This is a genomic window from Rhodococcus sp. NPDC006774 (assembly GCF_040636045.1).
In the GTDB taxonomy this organism is placed as follows: domain Bacteria; phylum Actinomycetota; class Actinomycetes; order Mycobacteriales; family Mycobacteriaceae; genus Rhodococcoides.
Window position 1 is genome coordinate 77,047 of sequence record NZ_JBEYIW010000002.1, and the last position, 23,762, is coordinate 100,808.

A 23,762-nucleotide genomic window follows, 5' to 3' on the forward strand; every position below is an offset into this window, starting at 1 on the left:
CCCGGCGCACCGTGGATCATCCTATCGCGTCGAGGCCGTTCCCGACGAACTCTTCAGTCACCGAACGCTGGGCACGAATTTCGCCAGCGCACGCCAACCCAGCAGCAGAACTGCGGTGGACAGGGTTGCCACGACGATGAACGATCCGGCTGTTCCCTGCCCGGTCAGTGCACGCAACACCATGCCGACCGCGACCGTCATCACCCACACGACGATGCCCGTCGGGACGATGAGGAACGCGTCGAACTTGTTGCGGTACAGGGCAAACGCGATGATCCAGCCGATGGCGGCACCGACGACGAACGGCCACGCGGTGTGGAACAGGCCGGACAGTGCGGTGGCTTCGGCGTGACTGCGCCGACCGATCGCGGCGAACAGCAGGACCATGGCCAGATCGAGGACGCCGGCAACTACGGGAGAACGAAACTTCACGCGCACCACTGTAGACACCGACAGCGAAAGGCCCGCACCGGCAAATGCGGTGCGGGCCTTTCGGCGGACCTTCCCGACGGGGGAGGGGTGAAGCGGAGGAGGATTACGCCTGCAGTCCGGCTTCGATTTCGAGGTTCAGCGTGATCTTGTCGCCGACGACTGCGCCGCCGCCTTCGAGGGGCATGTCGATGCTGATGCCGAAGTCCTTGCGGTTGATGACGGTGCTGGCCTCGAAGCCGGCGACCGGTCCGTTGCCCATTCCGGCGTTGACGCCGTTGAACTCGAGCTTCAGATCGATGGAGTTGGTGACGCCGTGGAGGGTGAAGTCACCGGTGACGATGAAGTCTCCGCCGTCGGCCTTGACCGAGGTGGACTTGAACGTCGCGGTGGGGAACTTCTCGACCTCGAAGAAGTCTGCGGTCTTGAGGTGGCCGTCGCGCTGGGCGTTGTCGGTGGTGATGGACGCGACGTCGATCTCGGCGTCGACGGACGGGGTGCCGTCGGCGTCGACGGTGATGGTGCCGGTGAAGGTCTGGAAGCGGCCACGGACCTTGCTGACGACCAGGTGGCGGACGGTGAATCCGACGGTGGAGTGGGTTGCGTCGATGGCCCAGGTGCCTGCGGTGAGCTCGGGAAGTGCGATGGCGGTGGTCATGGTGGCTCCTAGTGGGTTGAAGTTTCAATGCTCATAGTACACAAGCGGACCGGGGTCCGTATATATTCCGGGTGAACACGAAGTGACGGAAGCCATACCGCTCGGGGGTGGCTATGCGGGTTCCGGATCGCCCTTGGCGTCGCGGATGTCCTCGGTACGCCGCAGCTCGGCGGTCTCCTGCTGTTCGAGCGCGATGTCGAATTCGAGATCGGCGTGCTGATGCCCCCGGAACAGTACGAGGAACACGATCCACCCGACGATCGCGACGAGGATGAAGCTCACGCCGCGGTACACCAGCGCGGAGGCGACGGCCTGCGATGCGCTGATCGAAGCGGCGCTGGTGAGAAACGCGATGAGGGTCGCGTCGACCACCACCAGGCCGCCGGGCGCGAGCGGAACCGATCCCACGGCCTTGCCCGCCGCGAACGCGATCAGCAATCCCGACAGCCGGGGATCCGCGCCGACGGCGAAGCACGCGAACGCCAGGCAGGCGACGTCCGCGAGTCGATGCACGGCCGACCACGACAGAGTGAGCGCGCCGTCGCGTTTGCCGAGCTGGACGGATTGAATCTGGCCGATGATCTTGTCGATTGCCTCGGCCCCGGCGTCGAGCTCTTGATTACGGAACGCGTTGTATCTGTGCAATCCCCAGCGCGCGATGCTCTTGATCGACTCGGGGTGATTGGAGATGTAGCGAACGGCGGCGACGATGGCGATGACGCCCGCGATCGGGAGCACCACGGTGAACGTGTTGAAGGAGCTACCGACGACCAATCCTCCGGCGACTCCGAGGACGGCCAGTCCGGCCGCGGCGATCACGCCCGAGATGGCCAGCTGCCAGGACGCGACGACCGGGCTCGCTCCCCAGCGGCGTGTCTCGCGATAGGTGAACGCGGTGGAGAACACCTGCCCGGCGGGGAGGGTGAGCGCCATCGCGGTGCTGCCGTAGATGACGGCCACGGACTTGCGCTGGCGTACCTTCACTCCGCCTGCGTCGAGCAACTGCTTCTGTACTCGGCCGAACGCGCTCAGCGACACCGCCTGCGCGAACACGCAGGCCGCCAGCCAACCCCAGTGGATTTCGCGGACGGCGGTCCAGGATTCGTGAAGTCGCGGCCAGAGGTAGATCCCCTCGCCCACCAGCAGCGCCACCAGTGCGATTCCGGCGATCCATTTGACCCACCGGAGTCGGTTTCGCGGACGCCGTACTGCTGGTCCGCGGGTGGAACTGGGGTCGGGCACCCTGTCAGACTAACCGTCGCTCGAGGAGGAATCGGGATACTCCACCGGCCAGGCCAGATGGGTTGCACGTCGTCGACCACGCAGTTGCACCTGGTCTCCCAATTCCCACTGTTCCTGTTCCTCGTCGTCGGCGAAGTACAGGGCCGAGGTCGACGCCAGGACGCGTCCGGGACGCAGTTTCGCCAGCTCGGTGAGCCGCGACGCCTCGTTGACCGGGTCTCCGATGACCGTGTACTCGAAGCGCTCCGACGCACCGATGTTGCCGGCGACGGCCAGCCCCGCGGATACGCCGATGCCGATGTCGAGGCCGGTGATCTCGTCCAACGCGAATCGCAGCTCACGCGCGGCGGCGAGCGCGGCGGTCGGCGCGTCGGGACGATCCAGTGGGGCACCGAAGATCGCGAGGGCAGCGTCGCCCATGAACTTGTTGACGAACCCGTGATGACGCCCGACGACGTCGACGACCACCCGGAAGAACTCGTTGAGCAACACCACGACCTCGCTCGGTGGGCGCTCGGAGGCGGTGGCGGTGGAGCCGACCATGTCGACGAACAGCACTGCGACGAATCGTGTCTCGCCGCCGAGCTCGGTTCCGAACTGCAATGCTCGACGCGCCACGTCCTCACCGACGTGTTGGCCGAACAGCTCTCGCAGGACGCGTCGTTCCGCCGATTCCTCCATCATTCGGTTGAAGCCCACCTGGAGGCGTCCGATCTCGGATCCGTCGAACACATCGACCTCGACGTCGGTCTCGCCGCGCTGAACTCGCTCGATGGCGCTGTGCAGCTGACTGATCGGGTCGGAGATCTGGCTCGCGGTGAGCATCGAGAGCACGAATGCCTGCACGATGGCGAGCACGCTGAGCAGGATGATGGCCACGGCGAGTGCGTTGGGGGAGAACACCAGATCGGTGGTCAGCTGCGTGGCGCACAGCAGGATGATGCCGATGACGGGCATCAAGGTGCCCAGGCCCCACGTCATGGCCATGCGAGTACCGACGCCGGGCGTCATCGTGCGATCGAATCGGCCCTCGCTCAACGCCAGTGCCGCGACCGGCCGCAGGATGCGCTCGCCGAGCATGTACGTGAATCCGAAGGTGACCGTCGCGGCCATTCCGACGGTGACGATGACGGCGATCGACAGTGACGGCATCTCGGCGATGGTCAACAGCACGAAGATGATGCCGCCGATGATCCACAGAATCAGATGCACGATCGCCTGCCGCAACGGCGCGTGCAGCGTCGTCATCTGCTCCTTGCGGGTGGGCGGGCCACCGCGGAGCTGCCACCTGATCACCGAGCGCAGGAGGAAGTACGCGTAGATCATGCTGACGACGAGGGCCACCAGCAGATACGCCCCGAAGATGTACACGTTGCGGACACGGTCGGCGACGATCGAGTCCGATTCGGGGATGGGTAGGCCGTACCGCACGAAGGCGAACACGAGCACCGCGCCGAAGACGTTGGCGATGAGCATGGAGAGCATATAGAGCGGCCAGCGACTCTTCAGGGTGAGCGAGACCGCTCGGAAAGATGCCAGCACAGGTTAAATTTAGCGGGTGAGCACCGACGAGTTGCGGGCGCAAGGTACGGGGGCGTCCCCGGGCCCCACTTCGGCGGCGGATTCGGTGCATCCGCTGGTGCGGGTCGGCGCGGAATGGACATGGCGACTGCTTGTCCTGTTTGCCGGATTCATCACTTTTTGCCTGGTGGTGGCCAAGCTCAGCACCGTCGTCATTCCGTTGGGTCTGGCGCTGCTCGCGTCGGCGATGCTCGTTCCCGTCGTCGATTGGATGCACCGACGCGGAGTACCACGTGCTGTTGCGGTGATCGTCGTGATCATCGCCAGCATCGGCGTCGTTGCCGGAATCATGACCTTCATCGTCGAGCAGTTCATCGAGGGCCTGCCGCAGGTGGGCGATCAGTTCACCCAGTCCATCAACGGCATCGAAGAATGGCTCAGCAACGGCCCGCTGCACATCAGCGAGGATCAGATTCGGCAGGCCACCGACAACTTGGTGAAGGTCGTTCAGGACAACCAGGAAGCCGTCACCAGCGGAGCGTTGACCACGGCGGCGGTGATCGGCGAGATACTCACCGGCGCATTGCTCACCCTGTTCACTCTGATCTTCTTCCTGTACGGCGGCGATCAGATCTGGCAGTTCGTCACCCGGCTTGCCCCGACCGCAGCCCGCAGGAAGATCCGCACCGCGGGCATCCAGGGCTTCGGGTCTCTGGTGGGATACGTCCGAGCGACGGTTGCCGTCGCAGCCGCCGATGCCATCGGCATCGGAGCCGGGCTGGCCATTCTCGGTGTGCCACTGGCACTCCCACTGGCCTCGTTGGTGTTCATCGGAGCATTCATCCCGATCATCGGTGCGGTGCTGACCGGATTCGTCGCGGTGTTCATCGCACTCGTGACCAAGGGGCTGATCACCGCGGTCATCACCCTCGGCATCGTGGTGGCCGTGATGCAGCTCGAAGGCCATGTGCTGCAACCACTCCTGCTGGGCCGCGCCGTGCGGCTGCACCCGTTGGCGGTGGTTCTGTCCATCACCGTCGGCATTCTGCTCGCGGGCATCGTCGGCGGACTGCTGGCGGTGCCGATCGTCGCCGTCCTCAACACCGCCGTGCGGTCACTGCTCGCCGACGACCCGGACGAGGTCTACGAGGAACTCGAGGTACCCGACCCGCTGTATTCCGCCGAGCCGAGCGACCCACACACTCCGCCCGGGAGCGACGAGCCGGATCGGCTTGCCAAGGGACAGCTGAAGATCCCGGATACGAAGACTGCAGGTCCGAAGACCGATGCGGACGGCTGACCGGGCACGGACCACGCTCACCTCGTCCGATCCCGACTCCCCGCTGTGGCGGGCCTCCCAGGCCTTTCGGCTGGTCACCCTCGTCTATGCCATCGGCTACCAGGTGGCCACCGTCGACAACTACACCAATCCACGGTTGAGCTGGATGTTGGTGGCACTGATGGCGGTGTGGTCGGGCGCGTCGGCTCTGATGCTCGCGCGCGCCTCGCTTCCGCGCTGGCAGGTGGTCCTCGCCGATCAGGTCATCGTGATCGCGCTGATGGCATCGACGAGATTGGTGGCCGACTACGACTGGTACAGCACCCGCCAAACCCTGCCGACCACACTGTGGGCGACCAATGCAGTCATCTCGGCCGCAATCCTGTTGGGCCCCAGAGGAGGAATCGCATCCGGGGTAGCGATGTCGGTGGTCAGCGCACTCGTCCGCGACCGCTTCGACTCCGACCTCTGGTCCGATGCCACCGCCCCGGTGCTGCTCTCGGCCGGCCTGGCGCTGGGCATGGCGTCGAACACCGCCCGGCGCGCCCACGAGGAATTGCGTCGCGCAGCACGATCGGCCGCGATCACCGAGGAGCGAGAACGGCTGGCCCGGCAGGTGCACGACGGGGTGCTGCAGGTGCTGGCGCTGGTGCGACGGCGTGGTCTCGAAATAGGCGGGCGTGCAGCCGAACTCGCCGAGCTGGCCGGCGAGCAGGAAGTCGCTCTGCGCGTGCTCATCTCGGAACAGGCGGCTCCGCGTGGTGATCACACCGGCTCGATCGTCGACGTCAGAGCACTACTGAGGACTCAGGCGGGCACCTCGATCTCCGTCTCGACGCCTGCCGATCCGGTTCTCGTCGAATCCGAGGTCGCCGATGAACTCGCCGCTGTCGTGGCAACCGCACTGTCCAACGTCGAGCTCCACGCGGGAGCCGATGCGAAGGCCTACGTGTTGCTCGAGGACGTCGACGGGGAATTGATCGTCAGTATCCGCGACGACGGCCGCGGAATCCCTGCCGGACGGCTCGCCGCCGCCGAGGCCGAGGGTCGAATGGGTGTCTCGAAGTCGATACTCGGCCGCGTCGAATCTCTCGGCGGTACTGCGATACTCGACACCGACGAGGGCGAGGGAACCGAATGGGAGATCCGCATTCCGCGAGCGAAGGGACCGGGATGACAGAGGAAGCGAATGCCGAGATCGCGGTGATGGTCGTCGACGACCATCCGATGTGGCGGGACGGCGTCGCCCGGGATCTCGAGGCCGCCGGATTCAGGGTCGTCGCCACCGCGGACGGCGTCGCCGCTGCGCGGCGCCGCGCCCGAGCAACCACTCCCGACGTCGTGCTGATGGACATGCACCTACCCGACGGCAACGGAGCCGATGCCACCGTCGCCGTGCTCGACGCGTCGCCGCAGACGAAGATCCTCGTGCTCTCGGCGTCCGCAGAACGCAACGACGTGCTCGACGCCATCAAGGCCGGTGCGACGGGTTACCTGGTCAAGAGTGCATCGGCCGAGGAACTGTTCGACGCCGTCCGCGCCACCTCGGCCGGGCAGGCGGTGTTCACTCCCGGTCTCGCGGGCCTGGTGCTCGGGGAGTTCCGGCGGATGTCGTCGTCGCCCGAACCGGAATCCGACGCTCGCCCCACGCTGACCGACCGCGAGACCGAGGTGTTGCGACTGGTAGCAAAGGGTTTGAGCGCCAAACAGATTGCGACGCGATTGACGCTCAGTCATCGGACCGTCGAGAATCACGTCCAGGCGACCCTGCGAAAACTGCAGCTGGCGAACCGCGTCGAACTGACCCGATACGCCATCGAAAAAGGGCTGTGAGGGTTTGCGTCGGTAGCTCAGGGGCACTCTGCATCCCATGACCGACAACAAGAATGCAGTGGACACCACCGTCGACCCGGCGAAGCACTCGAAAGGCGTCGACGCCGATCTCGATCAGACCGGTGCCGAACGCGACGAGGCGATCGATGAGTTCGACGGCCATCTGGACGGATCGGGTGAGGATTCCTCGCTCCCGACGCCCGAGCCGACCGACGTGGCCGACAAGTCCGAGGAGAAGACCGTCACACGGTCCGAGTAGCTCTACCGACTGCACAACCTGCCGAGCGCGAACTTGGCGACGGGCACGTACGGCAGAACCAGCGGCAGCGGGCCGTCGATCGTCAACCACGCCCTGGTGCCGCTGGGTCGGGAGACGACGCCGTGCGTCAGGTCCACCCCGATGGCCTGGTTCTGGAACCACGCCGACCACGCCCACGTCCAGGACTGCTCGTCGACCGAATGCACCCGAAAATCGATCGGCAGGCCCAGTGGCCCCAGCACTCGGCCGGTGGTGTCGGCGTCCAGACGCTCGCCGCGGTACTCGACGCCGATGATCTGCGGTGCCCAGGTCTTCCAGGCCGTCGGTTCCATGTAGCGCTCCCAGACCTCGGTGGCGGGGGCGTTGCCGGTGGATTGCAGTGTCACTCGCATCTGTCTCACCTACCCGTTGGTAGCGCTCCCCACACAGAATTCCGCGAAGGTTCGGTCACCATCCATCGCCGCGCCGTCGGGCGGACTTGTCGCTGGGAAGACTGGTCGAGTGCGCATCGTCCAGCTCGCCAACTTCTACGGACCACGGTCCGGGGGATTGCGGACGGCCGTCGACCAGCTCGGATCGGGGTACGTCGCCGACGGCCACGAGGTGACTCTGATCGTGCCGGGAGATCGACGAAGCGAGACGCTCCTGCCGTCGGGAGTGGTGCGCATCGAGGTGCCGGCACCGCAGATCCCGCTCACCGGCGGGTATCGGGTGGCCGACCCGCGCCGGGTGTCCTCGGTGGCGGCCGGACTGCGGCCCGACGTGATCGAGGTGTCGGACCGACTGACGCTGCGCGGAATGGGTGCCTGGGCCGCGCGCCGAGACGTGCGCAGCGTGATGATCTCCCACGAACGCCTGGACCGACTGCTTGCGCAGACGATGCCGATGCGCTGCGCCCGCCCCATCGCGGACATGGCCAACCGTCGCACCGCCGACTCGTTCGACGCCGTCGTGTGCACCACGGAGTTCGCGAGACAGGAGTTCGACCGCATCGGTGTTCGCAACGTGCACCGAGTGCCGCTCGGCGTGGATCTCGACCTCTTCCATCCGCGTCGCCGGCAGGCAGGCGAACGATCCGCATGGCTGGGCAGTGCCGATCGACTGCTCGTGCACTGCGGCCGGCTCTCGGTGGAGAAGCACGTCGAGAGAAGCATCGATTCACTTGCTGCACTGTGTGATTCGGGAATGCGGGCGCGGCTGATCATCGCCGGCGACGGCCCCCGCCGAGCCGGTCTCGAACGACGCGCCCGCGGTCTGCCCGTCGACTTCCTCGGTTTCGTCGACGGCAGATCGGCCGTCGCAGCCCTGCTGGCCTCGGCGGACATCGCTCTCGCGCCGGGACCACATGAGACGTTCGGGCTCGCCGCGCTGGAATCGCTCGCCGCAGGCACCCCCGTCGTCGTCTCGGAGACCTCGGCGCTGGCGCAGATCGTCACCCCGCACTGCGGCGGATCCTCGGAGAACACCGCAGACGGATTCGCCGCCGAGATACAGCGAGTTCTCGAACTACCGGTCGACGGCCGCCGCATCGCCGCCAGGTTGCGCGCCGAACAGTTCGGATGGCCCGCATCGGTGTCCGGAATGCTTTCCGTACTGGGCGGTCGCGTGGCCTGAGATCTTCGCTACCCTGAACGCATGGAGGCAAGGGATCTGAGAGTGTCCGATGCCGAACGCGAACACGTCGGAGAGCTGCTGCAGCGCGCCGTGGGCCAGGGCATGTTGTCGCTCGGCGAGTTCACCGAGCGAATGGACACCGCATTGGCGTCGAAGACCCGCGGTGAACTGAACTCGGTTCTCGCCGACCTGCCCGGGATGCAGATCGCCGAGGAGCATCGCCCGGCACCGAAACCCTTCGCCGCGCCCACCCCGCAACCGGCCCCGGGCCGCGTCGTTCAGGAGCACTGGGGGCACAGCAGCGGCGCGTCGGACACACTGCGCGGCACGATGTCCACGGTCACCCGTAAGGGACCGTGGAACGTACCTGCGAATCTGCGTGTCTCCACCCGCATGTCGACGGTGACACTCGACTTCACCCAGGCGGTCATGTCGACGCAGGTGGTCGAGATTCACGTCGACGATTACTGCAGCACCGTGACGCTGATCGTGCCGACCGAGGCGACGGTCGATCTCAACCGCGTCGAGACGGTGGCGGGTAGCGCTACCAACAAGGTTCGCACCGGCCCGCCGTACGGGCCGCTGCATCTTGTGGTCTCGGGCAAGGTTCGCTTGGGTTCGGTGACCGCCAAGCATCCGTTCGGTAGCTCGATCCGTCGTATGTTCGGCTAGCGAGGCGCTTCTACTCGAGTGATCCGAGTAGCACTACTCACGCTTTTCGACCGCGACGGTCGCAGGATCTAACCCATGACTTCTTCCCAGAACTCCGGGCTGGATCCGCAACTCGTCGCGCGACTGTCCAGCCGCTTCGATTCGCTGGGCGACCACATGCGCCAGGTGGCCGTCGATCTGCAGACGTTGCAGTCGCAGCTCGGTGTCGCAACGGCTCCCGCTCCGACGCGGCAGGCACCCGCACCGTCGGCTCCTGCCGTTCCGCCGCCTGTCGCGTCGCCGCCGTTGCCTCCGCAGCCCTACGGTCAGCCGTTCGGCCACTCGGTCCGTCAGCCGACGGGCCGGCAGATGGTGCGGCCCCAGCCCGCCATGACCTACCCCGCACCACCCCGGGGGCCGGTCGTCGCACATCGACCGCCGGCTCCGCCGCGCGAACCGTGGTGGCAGCGTGACGGTGTCATCAGTCGTCTGTTGGCTGTCGCAGGTGCGGGCGTCACCCTCGTCGGTGTGGTGATGCTGCTCGTCCTCGCTGCCCAGGCCGGGTGGTTCGGCCCTCCGCTGCGGGTCGCCGCGGGCGCGGTGTTCTCACTCGCGCTGATCGGTGCAGGCGTCCGAGTGTTCGGCCGCTCGGGCGGCCGCGTCGGCGGAATCGCCCTCGCCGCCACCGGCATCGCGGGCCTGTACCTCGATGTACTCGCGACGTCCGTCCTGTACGGCTGGCTCGATCCCGTACTCGGGCTGATCACCGCATTCGGAATTGCCGCAGCCGGAACGGCACTCGCAGTGCAGTGGAAGTCGCAGCCGATGGCGGTGCTGATTCTCGCCGGCGTCGCGGTGTGTGGACCGGTGCTGACCGACGGCCTCACCCTGACCCTGATCGCGTTCCTCATCGCCACGTACGTCGCCAGCTTCCCGGCTCAGATCGGCCGCAATTGGCAACTCCTGCAGGTCGTTCGGACCGTACCCCTCGTCGGTGCGGTGCTGGCTGCCATCGCGAGTGTCGATCTGTCCGGATCCACCGGCGACCTCTGGCTACTCCTGGCCGTCGTGTCGGTGGCCGTCTTCGGCATCGGCACCTCACTGGAGTTGTTGCGCCGCAACGTCTCCGATGTGGTCGCCACCGTCATGATCGCTCTCGCATCTGTGCCGGTGCTGGTGTCCGCAGACGTTTTCGAACGCGCCGCGACCGTCTCTGTCCAACTGGTTCTTGCCGCTGCAGCTGTGGCGATCGTGATTCTGGTGAGCTGGTTGCCGGGGCACGCTCGCATCACCGTCGCGGTCATCGGAGCCCTGGCGACGCTGCAGGCCGCAGTCGAGTCGACGACCCTCGAGATTCGCCCGGTCGTGCTGTTCGCCGTCGCCTTGGCCCTGATTGCGGTGGCCCACAGCACCCGCTCGACACTCGCATACTCGATCGGCAGCGGATTCGGCGTGATCGGCGCACTGATGTTCGTCTCGGTCAGTCCGCCACAGGCGCTGCTGGACTCCGATCACGCAGTGGGCAGCGTCGGTATCGCACTCGGCGGAATCCTGCTCGCTGCAACGGCATTCGCCTTCGCCTACGTGCTGGCCGAACTGAAACTGGTCGACGACGGACTGCAGACCCTCGGCATCGTCTCCGGCGTACTCGCGCTGTACGGCCTGACGTCGGCAACGGTGACTCTCGGCATCGGAATCGGCGGCGAAACAACAGGATTCACTGCAGGTCACACCGCGGCGACCATCGAGTGGATGATCGCAGCCTTCGCACTCCTGGCCTTCGGACTGCGCAGCGTCACCCACGCCCATCTCGCCCTGCTGGCCGGACTGTCCTTGACCGCCGCGGCCATCGCAAAACTGTTCCTGTTCGACCTCGTCGCCCTGGACGGACTCTTCCGGGTCATCGCCTTCATTGCAGTGGGACTACTGCTGCTGATCGCCGGCACCCGATACGCCAAGGTGTTCGCGGACCGAGAAAGTGCGGCAGTTTCCTCCTGACCCCCCTGCTGCGTCAATGGACCATTGCATACGTCTCGACGGTGTGCAATGGTCCATTCACGCGTCCGACCTGGGCCGGCCAGACCGCGTGAATGGACCGTTGCATACGTCTCGGCGGTGCAGTGGTCCATTGACGCGTTGCGGGGCGGCGGCACGGCGGCGCGTCAGTCGTCTTTCGGAACCGTTTCGCCGAGTCCGAGTTTGCGTTGCATGCGCTTCATGCCGGCCGGTGCCCACCAGCTCGCGTCGCCGAGCAACTTCATCGTCGCGGGCACCAGGAACATCCGAATGACGGTTGCATCGATGATGAGGGCGGCGATCATGCCGTAGGCGATGTATTTCATCATCACCAGATCCGAGAACGCGAATGCTCCGGTGACGACGATGAGAATCAACGCTGCCGCGGTGATGATGCGTCCGGTATGCGAGGTGCCGATGTGAATGGCTTCGCTTGTGCTGGCACCATTTTCGCGAGCTTCGACCATGCGGGAGAGTAGGAACACCTCGTAGTCGGTGGACAGTCCGAACACGATGGCGGCGATCAGCAGCAGAATCATCGCCATGATCGGCCCGGGCGTGAAATTCAGCCACGCCGCGCCGTGGCCGTCGATGAAGATCCACGTCAGAATGCCCATCGTGGCACCGAGCCCGAGGGTCGTCATCAGCACCGCCTTGATCGGCAACACCAAGGAGCCGAACGTCAGGAACATCAGAACCGTGACGATGAGAACGACCAGTACCGCCATCAGGGGTAGACGGTCCACCAGTGCATCGATCGAATCCCGTTCGATTGCAGGCGTTCCCGTCACTTCCATCGAGGTGCCCTCGGGAGTGTCGATGCTGCGCAGGAACTCGATGGCGGGCGCTGCGTCGTTGCGATCGATCAGTCCGGCCTTGAAGGCGATGATGCCGTCCTTGCTGGCGCCGACCGGGGTGAACTGCTCGACCAGGCCGGGTGCGTTGTTCGCCTGGGTGGTGATGGCGGCGAGGTTCGACCCCTGGGCGTTCTGGATGACCAATTCGATCGGCTCGGTGCGCTGGCCGGGGAACAGTTCGTCGAACTGTTCCTGCGCCACTCGCGTCGGATTGTCCGGTGGCAGATACGTTTCGTTGATGCCGCCGAACGCGAGGTTCCCGATCGGAAGCGTCAGCGCCAGCAGTCCGAGCACGATGGTGACGACCACCTTGATGGGGTTGCGCATCACCCAGGTGGTGAGCTTGCCCCACATCCCGTTCTCGATCTCCTCCGAGGACTTGGTCTTGCGCATGAATGCCAGACCGAGCGCGTCGACACGTGGGCCCAGTATGGACAGAATGGCCGGCAGGACGGTGATCGCGGTCAGCGCCGCGAGTGCAACCGTCGCAATCGAACCCAGGGCCACCGACCGCAGGAACCCGTGCGGAAACAGCAACAGACCGCCGAGGCACGCGACGATGATCGTCGCCGAGAACGCCACCGTACGACCGGCCGTCATGACCGATCGACGGACGGCATCGGGCGTCGACCGGCCGTCACCCAGTTCCTCTCGGAAACGCGACACGATGAACAGTCCGTAATCGATCGCCAGGCCGAGTCCCACCAGCGACACCACCGGTGCGACGAAGGTGTTCACTTCGGTGAAGTGGGTGAACAGCTTCACGATGCCGTTGGCACCGACGACGGTCAGCGCGCCGACGATGAGCGGCAGCGCAGCGGCCACGACGCCGCCGAACACGAAGAACAGCAGCACCGCCACCGCCGGGATGGCGAGGATCTCCATGCGGTGGATGTCGTCGGTCATCGTCGACTGGAGTGCGGCCGCGACGGCTTGTTGGCCGGCGACCTGTACGTCGACGCCGTCGATGTAGAAGGCGTTCTGGACGGCCTGGAAGTTCTCGGTCAGCTCGGTGTCGTTGGTGCCGACGATCGCGATGCTGGCGATGGCGTGCTGCTTGTCCGTGGTGCCCAGCGCCGCCAGCACCGGGGCTTCGGCAGTCCGGAAGTAGCTGCCGTTGATTTTCGCGATGCGGTCCGGGTGATCGGCCACCAGTGAATCGAGATTGGCGACGACCGCAGCGTCGAATGCCGGGTCGTCGATGGTCGACCCCTCGGGCGCGGTGTAGAGGACGATCACATCACCCTCGGCATTGCGGCCGAACGTCTCCTCGGCGAGGTTGTTCGCAGCAGCAGATTGCGACGTGGGATCGTCGAAACCGCTCTGGCTCAGGTGGTCGGTGAGATCCCAGCCGTACGCCGCCAGGATCGACAGCCCGGCCACCATGACACCGAGAACGGTGTACCGGAGTCGGTGGACGAAATTTCCCCATCGAACGAACACGTGTGTGCAACTCCCCCCGGATCCACGCGACTACCGCCGCCTCGTCGGCGAACAGTTCGGCCGACGAGGCAAGCCAATCACATCTGCGTCAGCGTGAGCGGTTGCGCTCGCGCGCGAGCAGTTCGCTGACGCTGAGCACGTGTCCGTTCTCGCCGCCGCGATGACGACCGCTGTCGCCGCCCTCGGTGGTCGGTGCGGCCCGGCGACCCGACGGCTTCTCGGACGGGGATTCGCTCGACGCGGATCCGTTGCTGCCGTTGCGATCGGTACCGGTCGGCTCCGTGCCGTTTCTCTCGGACCCGTTGCTGCTGTTGCGTTCGGTGCCGGTGCGTTCGGAACCGTTGTTGCTGTGGCCGTTGCGTTCGGCACCGTTCTGCGTCGAGCTGTTCTCGTCGGGACCGGTGTGGTTCGAGTCGCTGTGGCTCGAGCCGTTCGAGGTCGAACCGTTGCGCGGTGTGCTCGGGGGTGGTGATGCGCTGGGTGCTCGCAGATCGGCGAGCCAGCTCTCGATGGAACGCGAATCCGGTTCCTCGGCCCGAGGTGTGCGAGCAGCCCGGGTTCGACTCGGCGGTGCGACCGGCGGACGCGGTGCGCTCGGTGCGCGTGGCGGCTGAGCCGACGGGGGAGCAGCCACCGGGTTGATCGGCGGTGCGGGCCGGACGACGTCTGCTGCCTGCGTCGGTTCCGGTTCGACGGTCGGGCGCGGGGCCACCGGTCGGCTCGGGGCAGGCCGAGGAGCGGGTTGTTCCTGCGGAGCTGCCTGGGTCGGGGAAGGGGTTGCGGTAGGTCGAGCGGCCGGTGCCGGAGGTGTGGCGGGAGCACGGGTCGGCTCGGGTGGGGTTGCCGGACGCCCCGTCACGCTGCGCCGGGATTCTTCCTTCGCGGCGTGGGTCGCCCGGATGGGTCCCCCGCCGTGTGGTGCGACCACTGGAATGGGTTCGGTGAGCGGCTCGTTACGGCGCGGTGCCGGACGCATCGGCGGCGCGACCGTACTCGACGGTGCACCGCCTGCGAGCGCGAGCTCGGGCACGTTGTCGATGGGGAGCAGCTCGTCCTCGAGGATGGTCTCGCCGAGTCCGAGTTTCTTCTGGATTCGCTTCATCCACTGCGGTGCCCACCAGCAGTCGTCGCCGAGCAGTTTCATCGTCGCCGGCACGAGGAACATGCGGATGAGGGTGGCGTCGATGATGAGGGCGGCGATCATGCCGTAGGCGATGTACTTCATCATCACCAGATCCGAGAACGCGAACGCTCCGGTGACGACGATGAGGATCAGGGCAGCGGCGGTGATGATGCGTCCGGTATGCGAGGTTCCAATACGGATGGCTTCGCTTGTGCTGGCACCCTTTTCGCGCGCCTCGACCATGCGGGAGAGCAAGAAGACCTCGTAGTCGGTGGACAAGCCGAACACAATCGAGATGATCAGCACCAATACCGGTGCCATGATCGGACCAGGGGTGAAATTCATCAGCCCTGCCCCGTTGCCGTCGATGAATATCCACGTCAATATGCCCATGGTGGCACCGAGGCCGAGGACGGTCATGAGCACCGCCTTGATCGGCAACACCAACGATCCGAACGTCAGGAACATCAGCAGCGTCACGATGAACACCACCAGGACGGCCATCAACGGAAGCTTGTCGATGAGTGCACTGATCGAGTCCTGCTCGATGGCAGGTGTGCCGCCGACGAGAACCGACGCTCCTTCGGGCACGTCGATACTGCGGAGGAAGTCGATGGCGGGCTTGGAGTCGTTGCGATCGACCAGCCCGGCCTTGAAGACGATGATGCCGTCCTTGCTGGCCCCGTTGGGAGTGAACTGCTCGATCAAACCTGGCGCATTGTTGGCCTGGTTGGTGATCGCTGCGAGGTTGGCCCCCTGCGCATTGCTGATCACCAACTTGATCGGCTCGGTGCGCTGGCCGGGGAAGAGCGAATCGAACTCGCCCTGCGCTTCGCGGGTGACGTTGTCGGGAGGCAGATAGGTCTCGTTGATGCCGCCGAACTTGATGTTGCCGACCGGCAGCGTCAGGAGCACCAAGCCGAGCACGATGGGCACGGTGACCTTGACGGGGTTGCGCATCACCCAGCGGGTGAGGCGGCCCCACATGCCGTTCTCGATCTCCTCGCTCGACTTGGTTTTGCGCATGAACTTCAGACCGAGCGCGTCGACGCGAGGGCCGAGGATGGCGAGCATCGCGGGCAGGATCGTGATGGCCGTCAGGGCCGCGAGTGCGACGGTGGCGATGGAGCCGTAGGCCACGGACTTGAGGAAGCCCTGCGGAAACAGCAACAGACCACCGAGGGACGCGACGATCATCGTCGCGGAGAACACCACGGTTCGACCGGCCGTCATGACCGTCCGGCGCACGGCCTGTGGCGTCGAGTAGCCGTCGCCGAGTTCCTCTCGGAATCTCGAGACGATGAACAATCCGTAGTCGATGGCCAAGCCGAGGCCGACGAGCGAGACCACGGGTGCGACGAACGAATTGACCTCGGTGAAGTTGGTGAACACCTTCACGATGCCGTTGGCTCCGACGACCGTCAGACCACCGATGATCAACGGGAGCGCGGCGGCCACGACGCCGCCGAAGATGAAGAACAGCAGCACCGCCACGGCAGGGATGGCCAGGATTTCCATGCGTTGGATGTCGCCGGCCATCGTCGACTGCAACGCGCCTGCGACGGCCTGCAAGCCGGTCACCTGCACGTTCACGCCGTCGATGTAGAAGACGTCCTTGACGGCTTGGAAGTTGTTGGTCAGTTCGGTGTCGTTGGCACCGGCGATGGCGATGCTGGCGATGGCGTGTTGTTTGTCGGTGGTGCCGAGCGCGGCGAGATTGGGCGCGCCCGTCCCGGGGAAGTAGGTGCCGTTGATCTTCTCGATCTGGTCCGGATGGTCGGCGACCAGAGAGTTCAAATTATCGGTGATCGCCGACTGGAACGCCGGATCGTCGATGGTCGAGCCCTGCGGCGCGGTGTAGAGGACGATGACGTCACCCTGCTTGTCGCGACCGAAGGTGGTGTCTGCCAGACGGGCGGCCTGAGCCGATTCCGACGTCGGATCGTCCCAACCGCTCTGACTGAGATGGCTGTTGAGATCGAGACCGTAGGCGGCGAAGCCCAGCAGTCCGGCCACCATGACACCGATAACGGTGTACCGCAGCCGGTAGACGATGTCTCCCCATCTGGCGAACACTTAAGAAACTCCTTGGCGCCCGACGAGCAGGGCGGACAGCGGTCGGAAGGGCTGCAGCCACGCGCCTTCGTCGGGAAGCGAATCCAGACTCACCCGTGGCAGTGGCTCGCGGAAGACACCCGGGATGTCCTCGAGGTCGAGGAATTCCAGGATGTCCGACGTGACAGCCCAGCTTGCGTGCTCCCGGAAGCCCAATACCTGTACGGGCACTCCGGTTGCTGCGATGGCCTCCAGCGGCCCCTTGAACGCCTGACCGTCGGCGGACGCGACCATGACCCCGGCGAGGCCGCCGTCACGGTTGCGGAAGTCGATGTGGTCGAGCATGTCTGCGTCGACGTCACTGTCTTCGTCGACCTTGGGCTTGGCGAACACCGCGAAGCCCACGTTACGCAATGCTTCGACCCAGGGTCGGACCACATCTGCGCTGCCGGGGGCGATGTTGGTGAACACCGTGGCCTCGGGTTCGAGTGTCGCGGTGCCGGAGGTGGACAGTTCGGCGGTGCGGCTGAGCAGCCATCGGCCCAGGGCATCGAAGCGCGGACGGTAGGCGGCGGTGGGTCGGCCACCCAGAATTGCGCCGAGTCCCATGTCCAGGTTCGGCGCGTCCCAGACCAGCAGGACGCGTTTGCTGTGGCGCGATTCACCGATCGCGCCGAGTTCTGAGGGGTCGACCATGGTGTCGGGCATGTCCGTACTGACGCTCATGCTGTCTTCTTTCCCCAGATCAATTCCGTCACCGAGCTACCGACCAGCTGTGCCTTGCCCTCGAACTTCGTCACCGGTCGCTCGTGTGTCATGGGCGATTCCCAATCGAGAACGGTCAAACCGGGCTCGGCGTTCCCGGCCTCGGCAATCCACTCAGCGTATTCGGCATGATCGGTGGCCACGTGCAGAACGCCACCGGGCTTCAACCGATCCGCGATCATCGCGAAGGTCGGACCCTGCAGCAGTCGACGCTTGTGGTGCCGAACCTTGGGCCACGGGTCGGGGAAGAAGACGCGGACGCCGGTCAACGACTCCGAGGACAGCATGTTCTCGAGCACGTCCATCGCGTCACCGCGGAGCAACCGAACGTTCTCGATGCCCTCTCGTTCGATCTGCTGCAGTGTCTGGGCCAGGCCGGGTCGGTAGACCTCGACGGCCATCAGGTTGACGTGCGGCTCGGCCGAGGCCATCGCCGTGGTGGCCGTGCCCGTACCCGAGCCGATCTCGAGAATCGCCGGGCCGCTGCGCCCGAACCAGGCGTCGACGTCGATCTGCTCGTCGGCGACGTCACGACCGATGCGCGGCCACAGGTTGTCCCAGGTGGTCTGCTGCGCTTCGGTCAGCGCTCCGCGCCGAGAGCGGAAACTCGTCACGCGGGGGTACAGCCGTGAGCCCCGTTCCTGGGTCTGCGCGGCGTTCTCCTCGGTGTCGACAGAGGTGTCCTGGGGCTCGTTCACCGGTCCATTGTCGCGCATCGGCGGGGCGTGTGACAGGTGGGTCTCGAGTTGAAGTTGAGACTTGCGGTCCTGCCGCTGATCAGCGCCAGGACGAACCCGCCTAATTACAACCGTGCAATTTCTCTCGACCGGCTCACGAGCGCCCGCGTGTGCCAGAATCGGTGCCGCAGCAGGGGGCTGTGCGTCGACTCTGAAACGTGGCGGCGGGGTCGTTCTGGGGGGAATCGATCATGGACGTCGCCGAGGCAGGTCTGGGCCGATTGCGTGACCGCGCTGCGTCGAGCGACGCACATGCAGCCGTCGAATCCGCCGTCCACGAGCGCCTGCGGCCGATGACCGCACGGGTGACCGGCCGCACCGGCGTCGGGAAGTCCGCGGTTCTCGCCGTTGTCGGGTCGGTGTCGCTCGACGCCGACGGCCTCGATGTCCGATGGCACGAGGGCAGAACGGACAGCAGCGAGGGCGAGGTGCTCGTCCACGTGATCGCGGGTGCGGTGTCGTCGGTCGACACCGCACTGCTCGGTTCCAGGCCGAAGGATGTTCTGGACGGCACCGTCGTCGTGCTGACGAAGGCGGACACACTCGACGATCCCGCAGCCGCGGCCGCAGCGGCCTCGGAGCAGCTGGGGCGGACGGTGCTGCCGGTGATGGGAACGACCGCGGCGGGATTGCGAGGAGTGGGCCGGGCCGGTGCGCCTCTGGACATGGCCGACGTGCGAGCCGTCGCGTCGGCCGATCTGCGCCCGACCGACCTGATGACCGTCGAGCGGTTTCGCGCCGCCGACATCGCGGTGTCGACGCGTCGCAGAGACGCGCTGATCGAATGTATCGAACTGCGAGGTCTCGCTCTGCTCGTCGACGTACTGCGGCAGCGACCCGCTGTGTCCGACGCCGATGCGGTGCGCATGCTGGCCGACGCCACCGGTGCCGACGCCCTGATCGCCGCCGTCTCCACGGCCGTGTCGGCGGCCGCGGCGGCTCGGGACGCCGAACTGCATCGCACAGTGCAAGAGATCTCCGCCGGCCACCGGCGGGTTCGTGACGCCGTCGAGGCGTACCTGGCCTCCGACGAAGCGGTGGCTGCCGAGATGCGCTACGCGGCTCTACGTCTGGGGGTGTCGATCGAGACCGGTTCGGAGCAGGTCGCGTTGGAGCAGGCGGTGCTGTGGAAGAGGCGGGCGGCCGCTGCCGGTGACCCCGATGTGCGCCGCGCGGCACTCGCGCTGTGTCGAGGGCACGTGCGAATGCTGCGCCGATGACCCCGCTCTCGGAAGACATGAAAAGCGTTCTACGACGCTGGAATTCGGGTGCACTCGACGAGATAGACAGGGCGAGGGGCAGCAGACCTGCAGGGGTTCACCTCACCGGTACCGCTGGGTCCGGCAAGTCCGAACTGCGCCGTGAGCTGTCCCGGCTCGGCGGCATCGAGTTCTCGGACTCGGTAGCCGACGCAGCCGTCGTGATGATCGTCGTCGACGCGTCGGCTCCGGTGGGCCGCGTCGAGGTCGAGCAGTGGCGAGCAGCCCTCGAATCCACGCCGGTCGTGTTCGTGGTGAACAAGATCGACGTGCATCGACACTGGCGTGAGATTGTCTCGGCCGACAGTGACGTCGTTGCCGAGTGCGTCCCACGGGCGGTGGAGTGCACGTTCCATCCGATCTCGGTTCGGTTGGCGCGCACGGGCCGGGAGAGCGGTGACACAGCGATGTCTGTCGAGTCGGGTCTCGGAGCAGTGGCAGACCGACTGGGCGCGCTGCTGCTGCAGGCCACGGCTCTCGGATCCCAGCGCAAATATGCTGCGGCAGTGCAGGACTGCGCATCCGGAGCCAGAGCGTCGATCGTGGCGAGAGCGCGCGCGGTGACCGGGGGCAGTGATACGGCCGAACTCCGAGCGCGGCGAGCCGAGCTCGTCGGCGAACGAGAGAATCTCGGTGGCGATCGACGGGCGCTGCTGCACAACCGAATTCAACGGGTGCGCGTGGAGTCTCTCCATGTCGCCGCCGAAGATTTCCGCGCCCTGGTTGCCGAGGCCAAAGCCACGATCGACGGAGCCGGACGTGCAGAACTCACGCACCTTCCGGTGCATGTCGCCGAGTCCGCGCGCGGAGCCCGGAATCGAGCCGACGCGGCGCTCACGGCCCGCTTGCGGACGGTGCAGACCGATCTCGGGCTCGCGCCGATACCGGCGGAGTCGAGTGTCGCGGACGACCCGCTCGACATCGGGGAGCCGTCCCGGCGTCGGGGAATCGAGGATCTCGTCATGATCGTTGTCGGCGCGTCGGCGGGGGTAGGACTCGGGCGGCTGGTGGTGTCGCCGATGGCGCTCGTGCCGGCCTGGGCCGTCGCCAACACCGTGATCGCCCTCGTCCTCGGTGGTGCGCTCGCCTGGTGGATCACGCGCTCGCGGGCGCTGGTGGCCGACCGTGCCCACCTGCGCGGCTGGATGCAGGAAAGCCTCGCTCGGGTGAAATCGTCGGTGGAGCAGCGATTGCTCTCGCGGATTCTCGATGCCGAGTCGATGCTCGCGTCCGCCGTCGCGACCGCGGACAGGGACGCAGTGGCCCGCATCGACGTCGCACTCGCCGAGGTCGATGCCGAGCTGCGTCGGCTCGCCGACCACCGATCGGCGCTGCTGTCTGCCTGCGATCGCGATCTCTCGGCACTCGAGCGGGGGCTCGAGCGATTCCGCGGACCTGATCGCGGTGCGTTCGTGCCCCGCGAACCCGACCATTTCTCCGCCGCGCGCGCGGAACCGTTCGACGAGCCGGTGCGTCGGAGTCAGTAGGTGCAGTGTCGGGTTCGAGGGGAGGAGCGTCGATGATCGCGGTGGATGGCTTCGCAGCAGGGGGTTTCCTCACGGAGGAGGTCGACCACCACGATGTCGACGACCCGGGTGCGCCCGCGGTCTCGACGGACCTGTTCGATCTCGACGGAGACGGCCACTACGAGACCACCGTACGACGTACCGACGCCGGGATGACCGTGGCGACCGACGTCGACGGCGACGGTGTGACGGACAAGTTCACAGCGTTCGGACGTGACGGGCAGTACCGATCCTGGGAAATTTTTCGAGAAGCGAACGGTATCGGCCGGGGTGAAATGACCGAATCGGGTGAGCTGTAGTCCGGATGTCCGCGGAGGGTGTCGCCGCTGGTAGACGCCTTCTTGCGCGGATCTTTCCCTATCTGAATCGGTCCTGTGACTAATCGGACAACACCCTGTTTCCGGATTTACGTCGCTCGGCGTTAACCTGAACAACAGGACACCCGGCGCTCGACCCTCGGCTTGCTGTACCCGTTACGATGGTGTACTGCGGCTCGAACGGTCGAGCAGCGCCCCGCCGAGAGGGGAAAACCGAGATCTGCTCGCGCATGTTGCCCACAGTGATCGTGCGAGTACTTCCCGGTTCCGGCTCACCCCAGGAGAGTTAGATGACCTCAGCCACCATTCCCGGTTTGAGCGGCACCGACAATGTGCCGACTCGACACAAAGAACTGCTTGCCTGGGTTGCCCAGGTAGCCGAACTGACCGAACCGGATTCCGTGGTGTTCGCTGACGGATCCGACGCCGAATGGGAGCGCCTGACCGGCAAGCTGGTCGAGGCAGGCACTTTCACTCGTCTGAACGACGAGAAGAAGCCCAACTCGTTCCTCGGCAACTCCGACCCGTCGGACGTTGCTCGCGTCGAGTCGCGCACGTACATCTGTTCCAAGGAAGAGATAGACGCCGGTCCCACCAACAACTGGATGGAACCGTCCGAGATGCGGACGCTCATGACCGATCTCTACCGCGGTTGTATGCGCGGACGCACCATGTACGTCGTGCCGTTCTGCATGGGCCCGCTCGACGCGGCCGACCCCAAGTTGGGCGTCGAGCTCACCGACTCCGAGTACGTTGTCGTCTCGATGCGCGTGATGACCCGCATGGGCCAGGCCGCACTCGACAAGATCGGTGACGACGGTTTCTACGTCAAGGCGCTGCACTCCCTCGGCGCTCCGCTCGCCGAGGGCCAGGCCGACGTGCCGTGGCCGTGCAACGACACCAAATACATCACGCACTTCCCCGAGGATCGTGAGATCTGGAGCTACGGATCCGGCTACGGCGGCAACGCCCTGCTCGGCAAGAAGTGCTACTCGCTGCGTATCGCGTCGGCGATGGCTCACGACGAGGGCTGGCTCGCCGAGCACATGCTGATCCTCAAGCTGATCTCGCCCGAGGACAAGGCGTACTATATTGCCGCGGCGTTCCCGTCCGCGTGTGGCAAGACCAACCTCGCGATGATTCAGCCGACCATCCCGGGCTGGCGTGCCGAGACCATCGGTGACGACATCGCGTGGATGCGTTTCGGTGAGGACGGTCGTCTCTACGCCGTCAACCCCGAGTACGGCTTCTTCGGCGTCGCACCGGGTACCAACTGGGACTCGAACCCCAACGCGATGAAGACCATCGACCAGGGCAACTCGGTGTTCACCAACGTCGGCATGACCGACGACGGCGACGTGTGGTGGGAGGGCCTCGAAGGCAAGCCCGAGCACCTGATCGACTGGAAGGGCAACGACTGGACCCCCGAGTCCGGAACCGATGCCGCGCACCCCAACTCGCGCTACTGCGTGCCGATGGCCCAGTGCCCGTCCATGGCTCCCGAGTGGGACGACCCGAAGGGCGTGCCGATCTCGGCGATCCTGTTCGGTGGACGTCGTAAGACCACCGTTCCGCTGGTGACCGAAGCTCGTGACTGGCAGCACGGAGTGTTCATGGGAGCAACCGTCGGCTCCGAGCAGACCGCTGCCGCCGAGGGCACCGTCGGAACCGTCCGACGCGACCCGATGGCCATGCTGCCGTTCCTCGGCTACAACGTCGGCGACTACTTCCAGCACTGGATCGACCTCGGCAAGAACGCCGACGAGTCGAAGCTGCCGAAGGTGTTCTACGTCAACTGGTTCCGTCGCGGCGACGACAAGCGCTTCCTGTGGCCTGGATTCGGTGAGAACTCGCGCGTGCTCAAGTGGATCGTCGAGCGCATCGAGCACAAGGCCGCAGGCATCGAGACGCCGATCGGTGTGGTCCCCACCGCCGAGGCACTCGATATCGACGGACTCGACACCACCGTCGAGGACGTGGCCGAGGCACTCGCGGTGAACTCCGACGAGTGGAAGGCCGAAATCCCGCTGATCCAGGAGTGGTTCGACTTCGTCGGCGAGAAGCTGCCCACCGGAATTCAGGACGAATTCGACGCCCTCAAGCAGCGCCTGGGCGCGTAGTATTCACGACACAGAACGGGGCTCACCGAGGGGTGGGCCCCGTTCTGGCTGTGTGGGT

Annotated in this window: 20 protein-coding genes; 11 read left to right on the forward strand and 9 right to left on the reverse strand. The window is 65.9% G+C overall.

Annotation, left to right across the window (positions count from 1 at the left end):
* Positions 1-57 precede the first annotated feature (57 nt).
* The 4 genes from ABZ677_RS03400 to ABZ677_RS03415 form a co-directional block, all read right to left on the reverse strand.
* Entirely contained in the window at positions 58-432 is a 375-nt protein-coding gene (locus tag ABZ677_RS03400; protein ID WP_358366618.1) for a DUF3054 domain-containing protein, read from the reverse strand.
* A 103-nt stretch (positions 433-535) separates the two neighbouring features.
* Positions 536-1,087: a YceI family protein gene (locus tag ABZ677_RS03405; protein WP_037195967.1), complete on the reverse strand. Its 552-nt coding sequence runs from the start codon at positions 1,085-1,087 to the stop codon at positions 536-538.
* Positions 1,088-1,198: 111 nt separating this feature from the next.
* Positions 1,199-2,329, reverse strand: a complete 1,131-nt coding sequence (locus tag ABZ677_RS03410) for a YbhN family protein (RefSeq protein ID WP_037195966.1) — start codon at positions 2,327-2,329, stop codon at positions 1,199-1,201.
* Positions 2,330-2,338: 9 nt separating this feature from the next.
* The gene (locus tag ABZ677_RS03415; protein WP_037196235.1) at positions 2,339-3,814 is read right to left on the reverse strand and encodes an adenylate/guanylate cyclase domain-containing protein; all 1,476 of its coding nucleotides are present in this window, start codon (positions 3,812-3,814) and stop codon (positions 2,339-2,341) included.
* A gap of 142 nt (positions 3,815-3,956) precedes the next feature.
* On the opposite strand from ABZ677_RS03415, the gene ABZ677_RS03420 reads away from it, so the two are divergent.
* Genes ABZ677_RS03420 through ABZ677_RS03435 form a run of 4 tightly spaced genes read left to right on the forward strand, consistent with a single transcriptional unit; the run spans position 3,957 to position 7,221 of the window.
* Positions 3,957-5,150 carry an AI-2E family transporter gene (locus ABZ677_RS03420; RefSeq protein ID WP_170945806.1) on the forward strand — a complete coding sequence of 398 codons (1,194 nt, stop codon included), beginning with the start codon at positions 3,957-3,959 and terminating at the stop codon, positions 5,148-5,150.
* Positions 5,137-6,306: a DUF5931 domain-containing protein gene (locus ABZ677_RS03425; RefSeq protein ID WP_358366621.1), complete on the forward strand. Its 1,170-nt coding sequence runs from the start codon at positions 5,137-5,139 to the stop codon at positions 6,304-6,306. The genes ABZ677_RS03420 and ABZ677_RS03425 overlap by 14 nt, the downstream gene beginning before the upstream one ends.
* Positions 6,303-6,962 carry a response regulator transcription factor gene (locus ABZ677_RS03430; RefSeq protein ID WP_037196234.1) on the forward strand — a complete coding sequence of 220 codons (660 nt, stop codon included), beginning with the start codon at positions 6,303-6,305 and terminating at the stop codon, positions 6,960-6,962. The genes ABZ677_RS03425 and ABZ677_RS03430 overlap by 4 nt, the downstream gene beginning before the upstream one ends.
* A gap of 37 nt (positions 6,963-6,999) precedes the next feature.
* A complete protein-coding gene (locus ABZ677_RS03435; RefSeq protein ID WP_094635220.1) occupies positions 7,000-7,221 on the forward strand; it encodes an autophagy-related protein 2 in 222 nt (73 codons plus the stop codon).
* A 2-nt stretch (positions 7,222-7,223) separates the two neighbouring features.
* Here the strand turns inward: ABZ677_RS03435 and ABZ677_RS03440 are convergent, their stop codons facing one another.
* On the reverse strand, positions 7,224-7,613 hold the full coding sequence (locus tag ABZ677_RS03440; RefSeq protein ID WP_037195957.1) for a MarR family transcriptional regulator: 390 nt from the start codon (positions 7,611-7,613) through the stop codon (positions 7,224-7,226).
* 109 nt (positions 7,614-7,722) lie between these two features.
* On the opposite strand from ABZ677_RS03440, the gene ABZ677_RS03445 reads away from it, so the two are divergent.
* The 3 genes from ABZ677_RS03445 (at position 7,723) to ABZ677_RS03455 (ending at position 11,484) form a co-directional block, all read left to right on the forward strand.
* Complete coding sequence (locus ABZ677_RS03445; protein ID WP_358366623.1) at positions 7,723-8,835, forward strand: glycosyltransferase; 1,113 nt, start codon at positions 7,723-7,725, stop codon at positions 8,833-8,835.
* A gap of 21 nt (positions 8,836-8,856) precedes the next feature.
* A complete protein-coding gene (locus ABZ677_RS03450) occupies positions 8,857-9,507 on the forward strand; it encodes a DUF1707 domain-containing protein (RefSeq protein WP_037195953.1) in 651 nt (216 codons plus the stop codon).
* A 75-nt stretch (positions 9,508-9,582) separates the two neighbouring features.
* A complete protein-coding gene (locus ABZ677_RS03455) occupies positions 9,583-11,484 on the forward strand; it encodes a DUF2339 domain-containing protein (protein WP_358366625.1) in 1,902 nt (633 codons plus the stop codon).
* 164 nt (positions 11,485-11,648) lie between these two features.
* Here the strand turns inward: ABZ677_RS03455 and ABZ677_RS03460 are convergent, their stop codons facing one another.
* From ABZ677_RS03460 to trmB, 4 genes are all read right to left on the reverse strand, one after another.
* Positions 11,649-13,802, reverse strand: coding sequence for an MMPL family transporter (locus ABZ677_RS03460; protein WP_358366627.1), 2,154 nt, complete (start codon positions 13,800-13,802; stop codon positions 11,649-11,651).
* Positions 13,803-13,890: 88 nt separating this feature from the next.
* The gene (locus ABZ677_RS03465; protein ID WP_358366629.1) at positions 13,891-17,001 is read right to left on the reverse strand and encodes an MMPL family transporter; all 3,111 of its coding nucleotides are present in this window, start codon (positions 16,999-17,001) and stop codon (positions 13,891-13,893) included.
* The gene (locus ABZ677_RS03470; protein ID WP_358367211.1) at positions 17,002-17,676 is read right to left on the reverse strand and encodes an NYN domain-containing protein; all 675 of its coding nucleotides are present in this window, start codon (positions 17,674-17,676) and stop codon (positions 17,002-17,004) included.
* A 26-nt stretch (positions 17,677-17,702) separates the two neighbouring features.
* Positions 17,703-18,461, reverse strand: coding sequence for a tRNA (guanosine(46)-N7)-methyltransferase TrmB (gene trmB / locus ABZ677_RS03475; RefSeq protein ID WP_037195945.1), 759 nt, complete (start codon positions 18,459-18,461; stop codon positions 17,703-17,705).
* A 212-nt stretch (positions 18,462-18,673) separates the two neighbouring features.
* On the opposite strand from trmB, the gene ABZ677_RS03480 reads away from it, so the two are divergent.
* The 4 genes from ABZ677_RS03480 to ABZ677_RS03495 all read left to right on the forward strand — a co-directional run bounded on the left by ABZ677_RS03480 (position 18,674) and on the right by ABZ677_RS03495 (position 23,704).
* On the forward strand, positions 18,674-19,702 hold the full coding sequence (locus ABZ677_RS03480; RefSeq protein ID WP_358366631.1) for a hypothetical protein: 1,029 nt from the start codon (positions 18,674-18,676) through the stop codon (positions 19,700-19,702).
* Positions 19,699-21,228 (forward strand): hypothetical protein, encoded by a 1,530-nt coding sequence (locus ABZ677_RS03485; protein ID WP_358366633.1) that lies wholly within the window; start codon positions 19,699-19,701, stop codon positions 21,226-21,228. Before ABZ677_RS03480 ends, ABZ677_RS03485 begins: the two co-directional genes overlap by 4 nt.
* 32 nt (positions 21,229-21,260) lie before the next feature.
* On the forward strand, positions 21,261-21,566 hold the full coding sequence (locus tag ABZ677_RS03490) for a DUF6802 family protein (protein ID WP_052048118.1): 306 nt from the start codon (positions 21,261-21,263) through the stop codon (positions 21,564-21,566).
* 308 nt (positions 21,567-21,874) lie between these two features.
* Positions 21,875-23,704 carry a phosphoenolpyruvate carboxykinase (GTP) gene (locus ABZ677_RS03495; RefSeq protein WP_037195939.1) on the forward strand — a complete coding sequence of 610 codons (1,830 nt, stop codon included), beginning with the start codon at positions 21,875-21,877 and terminating at the stop codon, positions 23,702-23,704.
* Positions 23,705-23,762 lie beyond the last annotated feature (58 nt).